This window comes from Halobacillus andaensis (genome assembly GCF_014636475.1).
Lineage (GTDB): Bacteria > Bacillota > Bacilli > Bacillales > Halobacillaceae > Halobacillus_A > Halobacillus_A andaensis.
Genome location: NZ_BMEL01000002.1, coordinates 746,393 through 762,324, shown reverse-complemented (window position 1 = coordinate 762,324; position 15,932 = coordinate 746,393). Strand labels below are relative to the sequence as shown.

The window sequence follows — 15,932 nt, the reverse complement described above, 5'->3', positions numbered from 1 at the left end:
AATCCCCCACCCTAATTAATAGATTCGTTCCTTTAGAGGTTCGCTGGTTGATTAATTAATTCATTGTAGAGTTCAATCGTTTCGTTGACGGTACCATTCTCATGAATAATATTTTTAAACGCTTTCACAATTGCTGTTGGGTTTTGGTTATTCCATACAATTCTTCCAAACGTTATACCAGCTCCTCCTGCTTCAACAACATCATACACCATTTGGAAATAGTCCTCTACATTGTTTCCAATATCCCCTCCTGCAACTACTACTTTGCCTGGAGTAGAAGACACTACCTTATGGAAGGAATCCGGATCACCTGTATATTTAGTTTTAACAATATCAATGCCTAATTCTGCACCAGCTCGTACAGCATAAGCGACATGTCTCCAATCACCCTTCTCGTCTTCAGGAATCTGATTTCCTCTAGGATAAATATGAGCAATGGTAGGTAATCCATTTTGAGAAGCTTGACCTGAAATGATCCCTAAATTTCGTAGTTGCTCAGGCTGGTCGTCTCCACCTACAATACATCCCATCGAAATGGCATCGGCACCCAAGCGGACCGCCTCATCTACTTCTGTCACCCATGTATCATAATTCGGCTGCCATGGAGAAAAAGTAGAAGCTTTAAGAATCAATCCTGCTTTTCCAGCATGCTTTCTAAAGCACGTATCCGCAATCCCTTTATGCATTGTAATGGCATCGGGTCCGCCTTCCACGATTTCACTTAACTTTCGATCAATCGGCATTAACTCTTCAAAAATCCCTCGTGCCATCGCCTGATCTACAGCTACTGCCAGCAACTTACCAGATTCCTGATTCATTAAACGATTCATTCTAATTTCCTTACCTAATACTCCCATGTTTCTCTCTCCTTTAATTGTTTTTTTATATATGAATAACGGATTTCATCCCGTTACCATTCCGCACATCCATTATGGCTTGTTGAATATCCTCTAACTTATAGCCTTTGGTCGTTAATACTTCTGTATTAATCTGCCCCGATGAAATCAGAGACAAAGAGTTATAGTAATCGGACCGTGTAAGAGCAGAAGTTCCGTTTACATTAATTTCGTTATAGTGAATGACATTTGGATCTATTTCGCCGAGTACGCCTTTCGTAAAGCCCGCAAATAAGTTTAACGTCCCTCCTTTTTTTAATAAGGAGATGCAGGAGTTCACTAGAGTTGGAACTCCAATCGCCATAATAACTACATCTGCACCTAACTGCTCTGTTTTCTCAAGTACGAGATTCTCAAGCGATTCTGATTCTGGATTAACGACAAGATCTGCCCCTGCAAGCATAGCCTTCTCTCTTCTATGATCAATCGGTTCACTCAGGATCACATGTTTTGCTCCAGCTACTTTGGCCAGCTGAACATGCATTAAACCAATCGGACCTCCTCCAATAATGACGACTGTGTCTCCCATTTTTACGTTAGCTTTACGTTGACCATTTAAACAACAAGCCAGTGGTTCCGTAATGACGGCTTCTTCTAAAGAGACGTTCTCTGGTAATTTAACTAAGTTGCCAGACTTTAAAGCAGACTCTGGAATCCTTACATATTCAGCAAACCCTCCATCAAATTCATAACCAATGGCTGTACGATTCGCACATACGTTTTCTCTATCATTCATACAGTAATAACACTTTCCGCATGGTATAACAGGGATCACACCTACTTTTTCTCCAATTGAGAATTCCTCAACGTCAACGCCTACTTCCTCAACCGTCCCTACGAGCTCATGGCCGATAATGGAAGGTGTGCGTACTCCTTTTGTTTTCTTTCCTTCGTAAATGCGTACATCCGTGCCACAGACTGCACTAACATTTACCTTCATTAGTACTTCTTTATTGCCAATTACAGGTTTCTCTACCTCCTGTAACTGCATATCATTAGGTCCGTGAAAAACAGCTGCTTTCATTACAAAACCATCCTTTCAGACTTAAATCAGCCTACATTTTTGGTGGTAATTTCCTTCATAAAAATTAATAAAAAAAAGAAGATAATCACCACTATTCTTCTTTCTTTTAGAAACCTAGCCAACTAAGCGGCGTTATAATTAGTTCCGGGAAAAATATAAAAAGTATTAATGTTGCAAATGTAATTCCCAGCCAGGGTAATGACGCTTTACTTAATTCTTCTAATTTTAATCCCGTAATGTTGCAAGCCGCATATAAACAAACGCCAATAGGCGGCGTGATTAAACCAATGGAAAGTGAAATCACCATAAAAATAACGAAAAATACGGGATCAATCTCAGCTACCGCAACGGTAGGCATCAAAATGGGAACTAAGATGAAGATAGCTGCTGTCGCATCCATAAACATCCCGACAACAATTAAAAATACAAACAGTAACAGCATGATGACTAACGAACTCTCACTAATCCCACTAATAAATGCAGCGAGTCGAGTTGGCAGACCATCATATTCAAACACCCACCCCGCAGGCATGGCAGCCACAGCAATGAATAAAATCGTTCCCGTAAGGTTAACGGTTCTATGGAAAATATCAGGAAGCTTCCTAAGAGGAAGTCCTTTATATACAAATATCGAAACGAGCAATGTATATAAAACAGCGATGGCCGCGGCTTCTGTTGGGGTGAAATAACCGCTTAGAATACCACCAATTAAGATCACGGGTGCTAATAAAGCCGGAAATGCGCGAATGAATTCTTTCGAAACATTTTTCCATTCGAACTTTTGGTGCGTCCCAAGCCCATGCTTCTTACTATAAAAATAGTTATATATCATAAAGATAACCGCTATGATGACTCCTGGAACAAGACCACCAATTAATGCGGCACTAATTGACACACCAGCTGTCGATGCAGCTACAATCATTAAAATACTTGGTGGAATAATGGTGGCTAACATAGAAGTAATAAGAGTTAAGGAAGCCGCGTATTCCAAAGGATAATTATCACGTTTCATTGCATTAATCGTGATTCTACCAGTACTTGCAATATCGGCTACAGATGAGCCTGCCATCCCAGCGAATATGAGACTTGCAAAAATATTAACGTGTCCTAACCCTCCAGTGATCCAGCCTACGACACTCTTTGCAAAATCAAATATTCTCTCAGCTATTCCGCCTTCATCCATAATGATCCCTGCAAGGATGAACAATGGAACAGCCACCATTATAAAGCTATTCATCGAGCTGTACATGGACTGGATAACAATGCTGATGGGTACTTCAGTAAATAAGACAATCGTCGCCACAACTGAGAGTCCGAGAGAAATGGCTATTGGAACTCCTATAAAAACGAGCAGAAAAAACATGACAAGCAGAAATATAGACATAGCTTAGGGTACCTCCTAAATTAACTCTCGGTCATATAATAAAGATTGAATTACATTGAGGATACCTATAGCACCTGCACTAGGCACAGAGAGTCCAATAATCCACATCGGAATCATAACTACAGAACTCATTTCATTTGTAGCCATCTGTTGGAAAATAAACTGAACTCCAAAAATGATCATAAATAAAAAGAATAATATAGTAGCAATCGAGTAAATCCAAACCGATAATTTCTGTATGAATCTAGGCAGCACTTTCATAAAAACTGTAACTCTAGCTGATTCTGCCTTTCTAAACCCAATGCCAATGCCTAAAAAAATCATCCAAACAAAAATGAACCTGGTTAATTCCTCTGTCCATGGTGCGGGGTGTCCGATCAACCTCCCTACAACCTGCCATATAACGATTACAAAAATCGATACAGAGGACAATATAGCTAGGAAAGAAGTCAGTTTATTAAAAACATGAAAAAGGTTGCTTATTATAGTTGAAAATTTCTTTTCCATAACTTATCCCCTTTTATTCAAAGCGGCCTTTAGTTACTAAAGACCGCATATTTCAAGGTGTTCGTTTAGTCTTTACCTACAGACTTCAGAACTTCATTAAAGAATTCCTCATCTTCAATAACCTCTTCAAATGCCGGATATGCCTCCTGGGAAAGTTCAATGAATTCTTGCTGTTGTTCTTCAGATAATTCGTTCACTTCCATTCCTTCTTCCTCCAGAGTTTCAATGATCGAATCAGCTTGTTCCGCATTGTAATCGATCGACCAATCTTGCACTTCCTGTGTTGCTTCCTCTAGAACTTGCTTTTGGTCATCACTTAGATTGTCATATTTCTCTTGGTTCAAGCCAACTAACCAACCATCGGCCATATGATTAGAAATTGTTAAATAGTCCTGCACTTCATGCATTTTAGCCGAAGATATAACTCCAAGCGGGTTCTCTTGTCCATCAATGGTTCCTAATTGAAGGGCATTGTACACTTCACCGAAATCCATTGGCGTTGTGGCTGTACCCCCACCTTTGAAAAATTCCACCCACAAAGGATTGTTCGGTACTCTTAACTTAAGCCCATCTAAATCAGCCGGTTCCTCAATGGGATGTTTAGAATTAGTGATTTGTCTAAAATCACGTGCCCAATACCCTAACCCTTGAATATCAAGATCCGAAACAGATCCTAATAATTCATTACCTAAATCTCCGTTAAGAAACGAAACATACTGCTCATTATCATCAAATAAGTAAGGAACACTAATGGCACTGAACTTTGGTTCAAAGTTCGCATACAAGGAAGTCGATAAAACTAACATATCAAGACTTCCTGCCCCCAGTTGTTTTACAGCTGCTGAAGGATCTCCGCCATACAACGTTCCATTTGGATGAACAGAAATTTCAATAGTTCCATCACTCTTTTCTTCTACTACTTCCGCGAATTCTTTAGCTGCCATAGTTACATTAGAGTCTTCCGGGTCTGGTGTAGATAACTTAAAGCTTACTTTCTCCTCACTATCAGAACCCTCCGCTTCTGAACCTGCCTCCTCACTGTTCCCACAAGCTGCCAACATCAGAAAAGAAACGACCAAAAGTGCCCACAATAATTTCTTCAAAAAATTACCCTCCCTTGGTAACGCTTTCAAAATAGTTTTTAAAAAAGCGCACCTGATTTTTGAAATTTTCAAATAATTGATGCGTTAAAAGTATCTTATCATATGGTGGTAATTTCCTTCAATATATTTTTAAAAAAAATGAATATAATTTTCATGATTTGTTTTTTTACAATTTCTTACCTATCGTGGATTTTCTCGTTTTCTGTAAATTGTTTAAGTAATAATCATACTTTTGGTTCGCAATGGAAGCTACTAATATATCAATAATGGTTAATTGAGCAATTCTAGAAGAGATAGCGTCTGTACGGAAAAGCGTCTCTTTTGAAGCTGTTTGCAAAACAATATCAGAAATTTTTGTAATGGGAGACTTAGAGGAGTTCGTAATACAAATCACTGTCGCTCCTGCATCTTTCGCTAATTTTAGAGCATTTAAGACCTCTTTAGTTGCCCCTGTATGTGATATTCCGATCACTACATCTTTCTCGCTTAAAACACTGGCCGACATTGCCTGTAGAGTGGAATCGTTATAAGCAAAAGATTTAATACCCAGTTTTAATAACTTATGATGAGCATCTAATGCAACCGTCCCTGATCCGCCAGACCCATAGAATTCGATAAAACTTGCCTCTGCAATTACCTCTACGGCCTTATTCAGCTCGTCATTATCACACACTTCCATTCATATAAAGCCTGAATATTCGATTGGAAAATTTTCTTCTTAACCGTAGTAACGTCGTCCTCTTTTTCGATAACTTCGTGTATTTGCTTCTGAGGCTGAATGACTTCTCTCGCTAAATGAATCTTCAAATCCTGAAAACCTTTATAACCAAGCCTCTTGCATAACCGAACAACCGAAGACTCGCTTGTTTCACTTCGTTCAGCTACTTCGGTAATGGAAAGATGAATAATTTCATCTTGGTGTTTTTCAATAAACTCTACTATTTTGCGTTCTGACCCCCGTAATTTTACATATGCTGCCTTGATTCTTGTAGAAAAGCCTGGGTTGGTGTTTACGGTTAAATCGTCCATGTACATCCTCCTAGTATATATAATCGAGTAATGAGTCTTATTTTAATATATTAGATACCCTGGAGCAATGTTTACTACTACTTTTGAGTATAAATTCATACAGGATTTTGGAAATTTTCTTCATCAAGATACATGGGTATGTCAATCAGGCTCGCGATCGTATTTCGCCTTACTAGCAGTAGCAGGTGACTAAATTTTACATGCAAGAAAACAGGAAGAGAGTAACTTTCACTCCTCTTCCTGTTTCTCCTGCCAAAATAATTCATCTAACGTTTTATCCAGTGCCCAGCAAATCGACAAACATAACTGCAGCGTTGGATTGTATTTACCAAGTTCAATCAATCCTATCGTCTGCCTTGATACCCCTACCTTTTTAGCCAGCTCTTGCTGGGAGAGATCGTGCTCCACCCGCGCCATTTTCAGTTTCTTATTTTTCATAGAATCACCGCTTATCTTCGTCGTCTATGTCTTCTAATTCTCGTTCATTCATGCGATCGCTTTTATGCTTGGCTATGAGAGAGGGTACCACGAATAGGCCGAATAAGACAGGGCTGTAAATTATAAGACTGGTAATCAATATGAGGAAAAAGTAGAAAATGGTTTCCTGTGTGGTTTCTCCATACTTCAGTGAATTATTCACAGCAAAAAATAACGAGATTCCTGCTCCGACTAATAAACTGGTGATGAAGTTCTTCGTGTTCAGCTTGATTTTGCTCGATCGATCGTGCATTTCCACTTCGTCTGTAAAAATGCCTAAGTGCGAAGCCCGGGCAAGATAGTAGATTCCGCCTCCAATTAAGATCAGCATTTCGAGCCAAATATGGTCTATAATAGCTCCCCCTTGAATGGATTTATAGACAAGCGATCCTGCGCAAATCAGCACAATGACGTAATAGAGCTCGCGGTAGATCTTGTTTTGTAAAGTGGTAACGCGTTCATCCTGCGGCTTCTTTTTAGTAAAAGATAATTTCATACATATCCTCCTTTTTATGTTAGTAAAGGGAAATCGACTTTCCTTCTTATTCCATTATATAATATTAACGTCTTTTTGCAATATATATTTGTCATTTAGTCATATATAATTATTGAAAACAATAAAAGAAGAGCCATCGATAGAGGCTCTTCTGAATGGAGTGTGCGCTTGTTTTTATGAACATTGTGAGCGATATATGCACATTTGACGAGATTTATGAACATTTCACAATAAAATACGCACATTTCAAGAGTTTTATGAACCTTCCTGCAAAAATATGAACATCTTCTCCTAATGAATTATATATAAAACACCAAACTCATGAGCCAAATAATGATCCCCCAAAGCGGAACAGACATAAGGCAGGCGTACAAGCACCCTCTGACAAAATCACTCACTTGCGGATCCACCATCTTCCCCTTCTCATCCAATCAGCTCACCCTCTTCAATAGGAAGCTCCACAAACTTCCCATACTCCTTCCTAAACTGCAGCCGTACATTTCCAACCGGACCATTCCGCTGCTTGCTGATCGAAAACTCCACTTCATCCTTCTCTTCACTATGACGATTGTAGTAATCTTCACGGTACAAAAATCCTATGACATCCGCGTCCTGTTCGATGTTGCCGGACTCTCGAAGATCCGCCATCACCGGGCGCTTGTCCTTGCGCTGCTCGACACCGCGGGAGAGCTGGGATAAGAGGATCACTGGCACGTTGCGTTCACGGGCCAGCAGCTTCAGCTGGCGGGTGATGGCGCCGATTTCCAAGTCGCGGCGCTCGTAGCGGCCGGATGGGGACATGAGCTGGAGGTAGTCGATGATGATCATGGGCTTTGTTTCTTCTGTCTTTCTGATCGATTCGCGTACGCATGCGCGGATGCCTTCGACGGTCTGCTGATGCTCGTGGATGTGGAGCTGCCAGCTGGCGACTTTCCCCATGGCGGTGAGACAGTTCTCGTAATCGGTAGAGGAAAAGTTCATCGAGCGCCATTTTTGTCCGTTGATGTCACCTTGAGCGGAAAGCATGCGCTGCAAAAGAGATTTTCGTCCCATTTCTAAACTGAAGAGGTGGACGCTTCCTTGCTGTTGGCAGTGGTGGGCAGCGAGGTTTAAGGCGAAGGCCGTTTTTCCCATAGACGGACGGCCCGCCAGGATGATGAGGTCGCCGCGCTGGCTGCCGCCGGTCATATCGTCGACTTCTTTGTAGCCGGTCGCAAATCCGGTCATCCCTTCTGCGGGTGGTGTGATCATGTCGTTTGCGATTTCGACAAGTGTGTCATACGTCGTCGCCTCTTCTTCTACGAGGCTTTCGCTGCGGTAGGCTTCTAAGCGGTTCATGAGTGTATCGAGCGATTCTCCGTTCGGATCGCTTATGTAGCGGCCTGCTTCTTCCTTCGTCTTGCGGTTACGGTACGCTTCCATCACGAGACGCTGATGCTGCTTTACGTTCGCCGTTGTTGGAATCGACTGGGCGAGGGCGCTTAAGTAGCTGACGCCTCCGACCTGGTTGATTCGTTTATTCAGCTCAGTCGTCACCGTCACGAGATTGACAGATTCTCCCGCTTCATCAATCTTCCGCATCGTTTCATAAATTAATCGGTGCCGCGCATCGGTAAAATGATCTCCCCGCAGCGTAACATCCTTAATAAGATCCCCTTCTAATAAAATCGTTCCAATGACGGACTGTTCAGCTTCTTTATTCGCAATCATTTCGACACCTTCCTTAACAGTTCATTAAACTTCTCTTCAAACAACCGCTTCGTTTCCTCCGGTACTTTCGCTGCTTCTTCGTCCCACTGCCGCATTTTCTCTAAGTGGTCATTCGGCTTCGGTTCATAAACCGCAATATCCGAAAGCGTCGGGGGAAAAGGATGAACGACAGCATAATCAAACAGCTTCTCCATCACTGGAATGAACGCCATCCTCTCAAGCTCTGGAACAAATACATCCAGCTTTCTCTTCGTAATCTTAAACTTCCCGTTAAACAATTCCTCCATCGTCTCTAACACTTCTACCGCTTCATCATACTTCATGCGTATCGCTCCTTTCTGTACTCTTCAATCAGACGCTTTGCCTCAGACTGACGCTCTTCCTTGTTGTCAGCCGGCTGCTTCTCATTCCGCCTCACATCAACGATCGACTGCACACCCGCTTTCTCCCAACGCTTTAAAATCCCTTCACAGTAATGGAAAAACAGCTTATTGTGCCTCACTGCAATTTTCATCGCCTCCATCACGAGCTCATTAGTGAGCCGATCACACCAATCCGTCAGCTTCTCCGCCATAAATGGTGTCAGCATGCCGATGTTTTGTTCGTAAAAGGTATGCGGCTGCATACGCGCGCCACCTACTCTTTCTTTTTTTCTCTCTTCTTTTCTTTTAAATAATGCCCCCTGCTTAACCCCCTGTTCAACCTTCTCCTCAACCCCCGGCTCATCCCCCTGGATGTCCCCCCACTCATCCATGGCGGATGCTTTCACCTGAGAAATCATGCGGTACGTTGGAGCCTGATGCTTCGTTCCCGCTTTAAACGTAATATAGCCTTTCGTTTCTAATTCCTTGCGCGCACGAAGAAACGCATTCTCACCCAATCCCAACTTCACTAAAACCGACGACGTAGGCACGGTAAACTCTTCCTTCCACCCCGTCTTGTTGTTGAACTGCATGAGTACATACCACAGCAATGACGCTGAAGCCGAAAGAGAATTCAAATCCTTCTCATCAAAAAACGCGTTAATCTCCTTCAAATAATTCATAAGAAACGCCTCCTTTTGTTTGTAGGGCACAAAAAAACTCCCTCATATCTATAATCGATAGAAGGAATATATTTGGTGTCACGTTTTTTTATTTTTTTATAAAAAATTTTTAAAAGAATAAATTATGTAACATTCCTAGCCTTGATAAATAAAGGACTTAAAGCAATTAAGGTAAAAAAGGATAACAATCAATCCGTCATTAATTGAACAAATACTCCATTCACGATACATAAACTATTTTATAAACGGGCGGCGGGGCGGCTTTATTTAAATGAAACAAAATATGCCAACTAAAAGAATGATAAACACCACTGGATTTTGCCTCCTTAATTATCTGTAAAACACAACTTTCCTTCAGCTTCCTTCTTCTGACTTTCAAGAAAATCTTATTTCACACAAAAAAAAGTTCACTAATTTCCTTTATATGTAAAAATACGACTTTCAGTCCGTGTACTAATTTCTCATTGCATATGAAAATTTAAGTATGAGTGAAGAATATAGATTATACGCAAGGAATCAATTCGGCAAACATTTGGCAGCACTTCGTAAAGAAGCAGGGATCACTCAAGAGGAATTGGCCGGTCGAGCCGGAGTAGATCCCACCTACATCAGTGCATTGGAAAGAGGAATCAGAGCCCCGGGGTTTAATATGATAACTGATTTGGCGAAAGGACTTAATATCAGTCACTCACAGCTCCAGTCGACAATCGCTAATTGGGAAACCTATTCGAAAAATCATAAGAAATAGAAACCGCGTGAAACAAACGGACTGACATTAGATAGAAAAGGAGGCATAATAGAGGAGTAGTCATCCTGAGCTGTTTCTATTTCTTAAATTTATCCTCGCATCTCCAGGCACCAGCACTCTTTGAACGTTCTACTTCCCCACGCAAACACTTCAAATAGCATAACCTCTGCAGTTGAATCCCTAACTATAAGTATGAAATCTCCTTACGTAATACTCACTCCTATGATCTATACACTCACTTCAAATCGCAATACCACCCTATTTCATCCATTTCCATAACATACTGCCCAGCCTTATTACTCAAAATTCAATCTACAAAAAACTCAATAAAAAAATTATTCGGAGGCGTTTATTCAATGAGATATTCGGTTCTATTTACACAACTTGATGAAGATGGTATGCGGGGGATCCATATCCTCGACAGAAAGTGCCACTTCACCTTTCTTTATTACACGAATGAAATCCTGGAGATCCCTGATGAAGACATGAGAAATTTTCTTTTAAACGACTGGTTGAACATTATTCAGGGAACCTACGATCAATATTTTAATGCAGAATTGATTGAGAGTTTTGCCGAGTACCATTTAAACTAAAGCAGAAAAGAGGCATGAAACTATCCTTTGCGGGAGCTTCATGCCTCTTTTTTTACTGTATTATTCTATCTCACCTGTAGGGTCTGTTGTCTCTATTTTAATCTGAAACCCTTCATACGTTAACAGCATTCTACCCAATTCTTCCCAAGAATAACGACGCCCATCTACAATAACCTTCGGACCGGTATGTTCCTCATCATATTCAATCCGCCCAAGCAGCTGATCACGTTTTAATCTGTGGACAATCTCACCATTCGGAAAAGAACTCACTTGAATGAATGACTGAGAAACTCCTCGTTTCACTTTGTTCTTCAGCTTCGCTATTAAACGTTCAATTTTTTCATGAAGCTCCCCATCCACAGCAAAAAGATAGCCATCCTGCTGACTCTCTCTTGCTTCTATGTAAAACCCCTCTGGATGAAGATGTTCCTCCACCTCAAAGTGCCGCTTCTCTCCGCTGTGATCCATTACCGAAAAGGAATTGATTTGTTCTTTATACTCTATGCCAAGCTCGTCTGCCATTCTATGATTGTAACAGCTTCGACAAAAATATTCTTTCGCACTATTAGTCGTAAGTACGATGCTGGCCTCATGCTCGTTACATTGATTGCATTTCTCCATGCTTCCCCTGCTTTCTATAGACTTTCTACTTCTACTATACCAGTTATAAAGCTGAATAGCGCACCAGGGGACCCCAAATTGTGCAGAAGTAGATGTACAAGAAAACGTGTGTAGTGACCGTGAAAGTGAAACCGTACGAACATCAGTAAAGACGCTGCACCAGAAATGGCACAGCGTCTTTTTATATTCCTTCATATTCCTGCATGGCAGACTGTATGGCCTGTACGTAAGTGGTAAACGCTTCGGTCTGATTGGAAGGGTCATTTCGGGAGGAAAAGCTGATATCTCCGTTTTGATAAAAGGCTTTTCGCTGGGCTCTCGTAATCTCAACCTGCACTCCCTGGCCGGACTTCGTGCGATTCGTATAATTGTCTGGATGATCCCCATCGATCCGGTCCGGTGCAGCTGAGACCGTAAAGCCTCTGGCCTCTAAATGCTTTTTCACGATGGCCTTCAGCTCTGAGTTTCTACCGCCGAGCAACGTCTTTGGCTCCGTTCCAGCGGCCCCGTGAAGCGCAATATGATGCTCGGCATTTCCGACCATTTCCAATGCTTGCGGCTCATCGAACCGGGTGGACGTAATATGAAGATTGCTAAAATTCCCCGATGACAACTTGCCTTTAAAGGCATAGAACGGATAAGAGGACCCCGCAATGGCCCTTCCTATCGTAGAGGTGGTTTCTTCAATACCGCCACCATGAATGGCACTCACCAGCCAGCGCTGATCGCCGTCCGTTCTTTTCTCGATCTCCCAGTCTTCCCCTTCTTCGTACACCTCATTTAGCTCCTCAAACGAACAGAATCGGTCGCTCCCACAGTCTTCGGCTTTACTGATCTTCCCGGTTCCGATGAAGAAAAGCAATAGAACCGAAGCAAACATGGCAATGGTGCCCCAACTAATTTTTCTCATCCTATCATCCCTCTTTCTTTCACGTTAGTCTGCCATTTGCCGCAGCTGATTGAGCAGCTCGTCCAGCTCCTGCACCAGCTTAACCATCTCTTCGTAGTCTTGACTGGTATGATAAACCGTGGACAGGTCTTCCTTACGCGCCTCCCCTACAAAGTTCACTATAATGGACATTTGGACCATACGTTTCCTACCCTTTGAGTTATTCCGCGACGGTAGCAAAGAGATGGCCACCGATTTGCCTGTGAGAGCGTGTATGGGCAAAAATCCAATCAGAGGTAGCGGTGTGAGGGTTGTAAAAGTATGTAGAGCCGTCACTTGGGTCCCAGCCCCTCCATGCGTCTTTCACCGCGCGGTACGCGTAGCTGCCGGGGTTTAACCAGTACTGTCCGTCAGCCACAGGGGTAAATCCATTCTTCTGATAAATCACTTCCTCAATGGATGAAGGAAACTCTGAAGAATAGACACGATTTTTAATGACGGAGGCTACCGCAACCTGTCCTTCATATGGCTCCCCGCGGGCCTCTCCATGAACGACACGGGCAACCTTTTCGATCTCGATCAGCCGATAAGACGTTTGAGGACCGAGTACACCGTCTACAGGAAGGTCAAAATCCTGCTGAAGCTGCTGAACCGCCGCCTCTGTTAACGAGCCGTAATACCCGGTGGGTGCCGGATCCAAATAGCCGAGTAAATGAAGCTTTTCTTGCAAATCTGTAACCCCAGCGCCCTGATCCCCATTCGACAAGATGTCGGATTGGGCGGAGGATGCTATCGGAAAAACCCCGATGCCCAATAGTAAAATAATAAAAATGGCTAAGAATATCCTGCGTTTCTTCAAAGACTCACCTCTTCTACACATTTCTGTAAGAATTAAAACAATTTGACAAAAACCTACAAGACGCTTTCCCTATTAAAACTCGCTCAAACGCGTGAGGCTAGGAACAGGAGAATAAGGCTAAATCTTCACAATAAATGGAATTTTGTTTCATCCAATTTTTCATTTATTGGTGACAAAAGTCATGACAGTGGATTCAGGAGTTAAAAAACAGGCAAGGAGTTCCCTGCCTGTACACACGTTCTTTTTAGAATAAACCATCCAAGTCTTATAGAATGACCCGTCTTCCCTGCACAATCTAAGCTTACTATTTAGAAGGATCTAAAAGCCAGGAGAACTAACTTGAACGATCCATCTTGCTAGACAGTTTACATAAAAAGGGTTCGTTGTTAAATTGGTGGGGTATTAACAGAATGGGAATAGCAATTGCGGAAAAGAGTAGGACTGAAACCAAAATTGAGATATCTTCTTGTTATTAGAGTTCCCTTATTATAAGACGATTCAGCATTTAACCTTGTAAGGATCTAAGTAAAGTATCTGTTTGTTTAGAATACTAAAGTGGACTGAGGTTATTACTGAATAAGAAGCATCAAGGGAAGCAAACCAATTTACTAGCTAGAGGATAACTATGGTTTAGTCTGAAGTTGTATTAATCAGTGAACTTCTCCACTTATACCTTACGGATGCAATTTAAGTGGAGAGGGAGTATAGAACTGTCGAGTATCAAGGATTTACAAGAAAAGATAGAAGCACTCAGAACAAAAATGTATAAAACGTATGAAAATAACCCGAATGACCCGCAATTACTTGCTATTTCCCAATCGCTGGATAAGCTTTTAAATGAGTTGGAACGATCAATGAGAAATGAGAAAAAACCTAAATAATAACCATTCAAGGTTATTATTCTGTCATTCTTACTTCTCAAATAACACGAAGATGTAAAAGGTTTTCGGCAACCTACTTTAGTCTTTCGTGATGGGTTATTTTTGTATGTTGGCCCAATACTTTTATGAAAGAGTATTGGGCTTTTCATTTGTTGTTTCTCTTTTTATTATGTTTGTAAAAAGTACCTAAAGCTCTTTTACAATCCCTTTCCTCAACTTCCCCCTAGTTAAGTTTCTTCATTTTACTATTCTATTTTTTTGACCACTTCTTTTGAATCCAAGCTGAAAAAATGATTATAAAGACACTAAAAAATCTACTCTCTTAGACTTCTCATCAGGTAAAGCGTGTATGTTTTCCCTTAAAAACTCCTTTAATTAAGCCAATTTAAACCATCCTGTATTTACTCCAAATAATACTCAACATGTTTTGCTTTTAATAAATAAGGTACCATATTGATATGTTATTAATTCTTTCTTGAAAGGAGTAAGGAAGGATTGAGCAGAGAAAAGACTGAGCTAGAAAAAAAGATAAAGGGTGTACGTAAAAAAATGTTTCGAGCTTATCATACTAAGCAAAATTATGACGAACTCCTTAACATCTCTAGACAATTAGATAAATTACTTAAAGAACTAAGACGTTTGGACAAGTAGCTTGTCTACTAACAGGACCGTTAAATGTATTAACAAATTTCGAAAAATAGATTATTTGTCAATTATAATGAACTGCAACAAACATATTCTGCAGTAAATCATTCTTAGGTTAGAAAATTTAAAACTCCATTTTAAAAGAAGGGATATTATGAAGAGAGAGAATTATAACTTAAGTGATCGGGTATGCGCTAAATGTAAGAAGAAGAAAGCGTATCATCACTTTTTAGGAAAAGGGCAGGATTATTTGAATTGTCATTCTTGCCGTGTATTAAAAAAAAGGAAACGGGAAAAAGCTAGGAAACAGTTTTTGGAGGAAGGGAAAATTTATTGGGACCGTCTATAAAGGCGAATTTCTACCGGCTCTATCCTATCTTAAATAGGTAGCGGTCAATTTTTAAAATTCTCCATTACAAAAGAGGATCATATTTGCCTAAACTGTTTAAACAAGGCTCTTTTATATTCATGAAACTAACAGTAAGAGTGTTAGCTTTAGTACTGGCAACCCTACTGTTTCAAAATGGATAGTCACATAATTTTCAGCAACTTACATATAAGTTCTACTCGTTTCGATAAGCCTCAAGCATTACAGATGATCTCAAACATTAAGTATCACATAGCCTTTCACATGCATTCGGAGTAGAACCGAAAACTAAGAGGAGTTGATCGGATAAAGAGCAGAAGAAAATGGTTTCGATGTCTCAGATTACTGAACACCATGACGGCGACCACCCCTGAAATTATATCAATAAAACTAAGACAGAAGACGGAAGAGTTCAAATCGTATGAGGAGCAAAGTTAACTCGGATATAGTAAAGATAAGAACAGTGTAAAACTACATCACTCTCCAGCTGAAGCACAAGTGGACTTTTCAGGACGTAGAGTAGGACAAGAGGATCACGAATAATTGGGAGAATATTAAGTGAAAGAGGTGGAGCAAAAGATGGCATGACAAAAGCACTTAAAGGGTGTAATTGAAGTACATTTAAATTCTTTTTGTCAATCTTCTACCATTTTCTATT

General features: G+C 40.9%; 21 protein-coding genes. 5 read left to right on the top strand and 16 right to left on the bottom strand.

The genetic code is table 11. The annotated features are described in order from the left end of the window. Window positions 1–32: 32 nt before the first annotated feature. The 12 genes from IEV27_RS11190 to IEV27_RS11140 form a co-directional block, all read right to left on the bottom strand. Entirely contained in the window at window positions 33–857 is an 825-nt protein-coding gene (locus IEV27_RS11190) for a class I fructose-bisphosphate aldolase (RefSeq protein ID WP_188377537.1), read from the bottom strand. Window positions 858–882: 25 nt separating this feature from the next. Further along, window positions 883–1,920, bottom strand: coding sequence for a zinc-dependent dehydrogenase (locus IEV27_RS11185; RefSeq protein ID WP_188377536.1), 1,038 nt, complete (start codon window positions 1,918–1,920; stop codon window positions 883–885). Between the two features lie 106 nt (window positions 1,921–2,026). Further along, window positions 2,027–3,304, bottom strand: coding sequence for a TRAP transporter large permease (locus IEV27_RS11180; RefSeq protein WP_188377535.1), 1,278 nt, complete (start codon window positions 3,302–3,304; stop codon window positions 2,027–2,029). Window positions 3,305–3,319: 15 nt separating this feature from the next. Beyond that, the gene (locus IEV27_RS11175) at window positions 3,320–3,811 is read right to left on the bottom strand and encodes a TRAP transporter small permease (protein WP_188377534.1); all 492 of its coding nucleotides are present in this window, start codon (window positions 3,809–3,811) and stop codon (window positions 3,320–3,322) included. Window positions 3,812–3,876: 65 nt separating this feature from the next. Continuing rightward, the gene (locus IEV27_RS11170; protein WP_229735163.1) at window positions 3,877–4,914 is read right to left on the bottom strand and encodes a DctP family TRAP transporter solute-binding subunit; all 1,038 of its coding nucleotides are present in this window, start codon (window positions 4,912–4,914) and stop codon (window positions 3,877–3,879) included. Between the two features lie 166 nt (window positions 4,915–5,080). Continuing rightward, window positions 5,081–5,593, bottom strand: a complete 513-nt coding sequence (locus IEV27_RS19855; RefSeq protein ID WP_229735161.1) for a MurR/RpiR family transcriptional regulator — start codon at window positions 5,591–5,593, stop codon at window positions 5,081–5,083. After that, window positions 5,566–5,943, bottom strand: a complete 378-nt coding sequence (locus IEV27_RS19850; protein ID WP_229735152.1) for a MurR/RpiR family transcriptional regulator — start codon at window positions 5,941–5,943, stop codon at window positions 5,566–5,568. The genes IEV27_RS19855 and IEV27_RS19850 overlap by 28 nt, the downstream gene beginning before the upstream one ends. Before the next feature lie 228 nt (window positions 5,944–6,171). Continuing rightward, window positions 6,172–6,381 (bottom strand): helix-turn-helix transcriptional regulator, encoded by a 210-nt coding sequence (locus IEV27_RS11160; protein WP_188377533.1) that lies wholly within the window; start codon window positions 6,379–6,381, stop codon window positions 6,172–6,174. A gap of 4 nt (window positions 6,382–6,385) precedes the next feature. After that, the gene (locus IEV27_RS11155) at window positions 6,386–6,916 is read right to left on the bottom strand and encodes a DUF6773 family protein (RefSeq protein ID WP_188377532.1); all 531 of its coding nucleotides are present in this window, start codon (window positions 6,914–6,916) and stop codon (window positions 6,386–6,388) included. Window positions 6,917–7,339: 423 nt separating this feature from the next. After that, window positions 7,340–8,626 (bottom strand): replicative DNA helicase, encoded by a 1,287-nt coding sequence (gene dnaB / locus IEV27_RS11150; RefSeq protein WP_188377531.1) that lies wholly within the window; start codon window positions 8,624–8,626, stop codon window positions 7,340–7,342. Further along, window positions 8,623–8,949 (bottom strand): replicative helicase loader/inhibitor, encoded by a 327-nt coding sequence (locus IEV27_RS11145; RefSeq protein WP_188377530.1) that lies wholly within the window; start codon window positions 8,947–8,949, stop codon window positions 8,623–8,625. Before IEV27_RS11145 ends, dnaB begins: the two co-directional genes overlap by 4 nt. Continuing rightward, window positions 8,946–9,671, bottom strand: coding sequence for a DnaD domain protein (locus IEV27_RS11140; RefSeq protein WP_188377529.1), 726 nt, complete (start codon window positions 9,669–9,671; stop codon window positions 8,946–8,948). Before IEV27_RS11140 ends, IEV27_RS11145 begins: the two co-directional genes overlap by 4 nt. 484 nt (window positions 9,672–10,155) lie before the next feature. Here IEV27_RS11140 and IEV27_RS11135 point away from each other — a divergent pair, with 484 nt between their 5' ends. Both IEV27_RS11135 and IEV27_RS11130 read left to right on the top strand, forming a co-directional pair. Continuing rightward, the gene (locus tag IEV27_RS11135; RefSeq protein ID WP_188377528.1) at window positions 10,156–10,419 is read left to right on the top strand and encodes a helix-turn-helix domain-containing protein; all 264 of its coding nucleotides are present in this window, start codon (window positions 10,156–10,158) and stop codon (window positions 10,417–10,419) included. Between the two features lie 356 nt (window positions 10,420–10,775). Further along, window positions 10,776–11,012 carry a hypothetical protein gene (locus IEV27_RS11130; protein WP_188377527.1) on the top strand — a complete coding sequence of 79 codons (237 nt, stop codon included), beginning with the start codon at window positions 10,776–10,778 and terminating at the stop codon, window positions 11,010–11,012. Window positions 11,013–11,072: 60 nt separating this feature from the next. Here IEV27_RS11130 and IEV27_RS11125 read toward each other — a convergent pair whose 3' ends face one another. The 4 genes from IEV27_RS11125 to IEV27_RS11110 form a co-directional block, all read right to left on the bottom strand. Then, the gene (locus IEV27_RS11125) at window positions 11,073–11,633 is read right to left on the bottom strand and encodes a DUF7713 domain-containing protein (protein ID WP_188377526.1); all 561 of its coding nucleotides are present in this window, start codon (window positions 11,631–11,633) and stop codon (window positions 11,073–11,075) included. Window positions 11,634–11,814: 181 nt separating this feature from the next. Further along, on the bottom strand, window positions 11,815–12,543 hold the full coding sequence (locus tag IEV27_RS11120) for a poly-gamma-glutamate hydrolase family protein (RefSeq protein WP_188377525.1): 729 nt from the start codon (window positions 12,541–12,543) through the stop codon (window positions 11,815–11,817). Window positions 12,544–12,567: 24 nt separating this feature from the next. Then, window positions 12,568–12,723 carry an aspartyl-phosphate phosphatase Spo0E family protein gene (locus IEV27_RS11115; RefSeq protein ID WP_229735150.1) on the bottom strand — a complete coding sequence of 52 codons (156 nt, stop codon included), beginning with the start codon at window positions 12,721–12,723 and terminating at the stop codon, window positions 12,568–12,570. 19 nt (window positions 12,724–12,742) lie between these two features. Then, window positions 12,743–13,381 carry a cell wall hydrolase gene (locus IEV27_RS11110; RefSeq protein WP_229735148.1) on the bottom strand — a complete coding sequence of 213 codons (639 nt, stop codon included), beginning with the start codon at window positions 13,379–13,381 and terminating at the stop codon, window positions 12,743–12,745. A gap of 680 nt (window positions 13,382–14,061) precedes the next feature. On the opposite strand from IEV27_RS11110, the gene IEV27_RS19975 reads away from it, so the two are divergent. From IEV27_RS19975 to IEV27_RS20090, 3 genes are all read left to right on the top strand, one after another. Beyond that, window positions 14,062–14,262, top strand: coding sequence for an aspartyl-phosphate phosphatase Spo0E family protein (locus tag IEV27_RS19975; protein ID WP_268235658.1), 201 nt, complete (start codon window positions 14,062–14,064; stop codon window positions 14,260–14,262). 495 nt (window positions 14,263–14,757) lie between these two features. Further along, window positions 14,758–14,913 carry a Spo0E family sporulation regulatory protein-aspartic acid phosphatase gene (locus IEV27_RS20095; RefSeq protein WP_188377522.1) on the top strand — a complete coding sequence of 52 codons (156 nt, stop codon included), beginning with the start codon at window positions 14,758–14,760 and terminating at the stop codon, window positions 14,911–14,913. A gap of 517 nt (window positions 14,914–15,430) precedes the next feature. After that, window positions 15,431–15,553: a poly-gamma-glutamate hydrolase family protein gene (locus IEV27_RS20090; RefSeq protein WP_188377521.1), complete on the top strand. Its 123-nt coding sequence runs from the start codon at window positions 15,431–15,433 to the stop codon at window positions 15,551–15,553. Window positions 15,554–15,932 lie beyond the last annotated feature (379 nt).

Bases quoted from the DNA above. Each gene is read 5' to 3' on its own strand.
- IEV27_RS11160 (WP_188377533.1), bottom strand. From the start codon at position 6,381: ATGAAAAATAAGAAACTGAAAATGGCGCGGGTGGAGCACGATCTCTCC.
- IEV27_RS19850 (WP_229735152.1), bottom strand. From the start codon at position 5,943: ATGGACGATTTAACCGTAAACACCAACCCAGGCTTTTCTACAAGAATC.
- IEV27_RS11135 (WP_188377528.1), top strand. From the start codon at position 10,156: ATGAGTGAAGAATATAGATTATACGCAAGGAATCAATTCGGCAAACAT.
- IEV27_RS11145 (WP_188377530.1), bottom strand. From the start codon at position 8,949: ATGAAGTATGATGAAGCGGTAGAAGTGTTAGAGACGATGGAGGAATTG.
- IEV27_RS11155 (WP_188377532.1), bottom strand. From the start codon at position 6,916: ATGAAATTATCTTTTACTAAAAAGAAGCCGCAGGATGAACGCGTTACC.
- IEV27_RS19855 (WP_229735161.1), bottom strand. From the start codon at position 5,593: ATGGAAGTGTGTGATAATGACGAGCTGAATAAGGCCGTAGAGGTAATT.
- IEV27_RS11175 (WP_188377534.1), bottom strand. From the start codon at position 3,811: ATGGAAAAGAAATTTTCAACTATAATAAGCAACCTTTTTCATGTTTTT.
- IEV27_RS11130 (WP_188377527.1), top strand. From the start codon at position 10,776: ATGAGATATTCGGTTCTATTTACACAACTTGATGAAGATGGTATGCGG.
- IEV27_RS11125 (WP_188377526.1), bottom strand. From the start codon at position 11,633: ATGGAGAAATGCAATCAATGTAACGAGCATGAGGCCAGCATCGTACTT.
- IEV27_RS11120 (WP_188377525.1), bottom strand. From the start codon at position 12,543: ATGAGAAAAATTAGTTGGGGCACCATTGCCATGTTTGCTTCGGTTCTA.
- IEV27_RS11185 (WP_188377536.1), bottom strand. From the start codon at position 1,920: ATGAAAGCAGCTGTTTTTCACGGACCTAATGATATGCAGTTACAGGAG.
- IEV27_RS11180 (WP_188377535.1), bottom strand. From the start codon at position 3,304: ATGTCTATATTTCTGCTTGTCATGTTTTTTCTGCTCGTTTTTATAGGA.
- IEV27_RS11140 (WP_188377529.1), bottom strand. From the start codon at position 9,671: ATGAATTATTTGAAGGAGATTAACGCGTTTTTTGATGAGAAGGATTTG.
- IEV27_RS20090 (WP_188377521.1), top strand. From the start codon at position 15,431: ATGGATAGTCACATAATTTTCAGCAACTTACATATAAGTTCTACTCGT.
- IEV27_RS11115 (WP_229735150.1), bottom strand. From the start codon at position 12,723: ATGGTCCAAATGTCCATTATAGTGAACTTTGTAGGGGAGGCGCGTAAG.
- IEV27_RS11190 (WP_188377537.1), bottom strand. From the start codon at position 857: ATGGGAGTATTAGGTAAGGAAATTAGAATGAATCGTTTAATGAATCAG.
- dnaB (WP_188377531.1), bottom strand. From the start codon at position 8,626: ATGATTGCGAATAAAGAAGCTGAACAGTCCGTCATTGGAACGATTTTA.
- IEV27_RS19975 (WP_268235658.1), top strand. From the start codon at position 14,062: ATGCAATTTAAGTGGAGAGGGAGTATAGAACTGTCGAGTATCAAGGAT.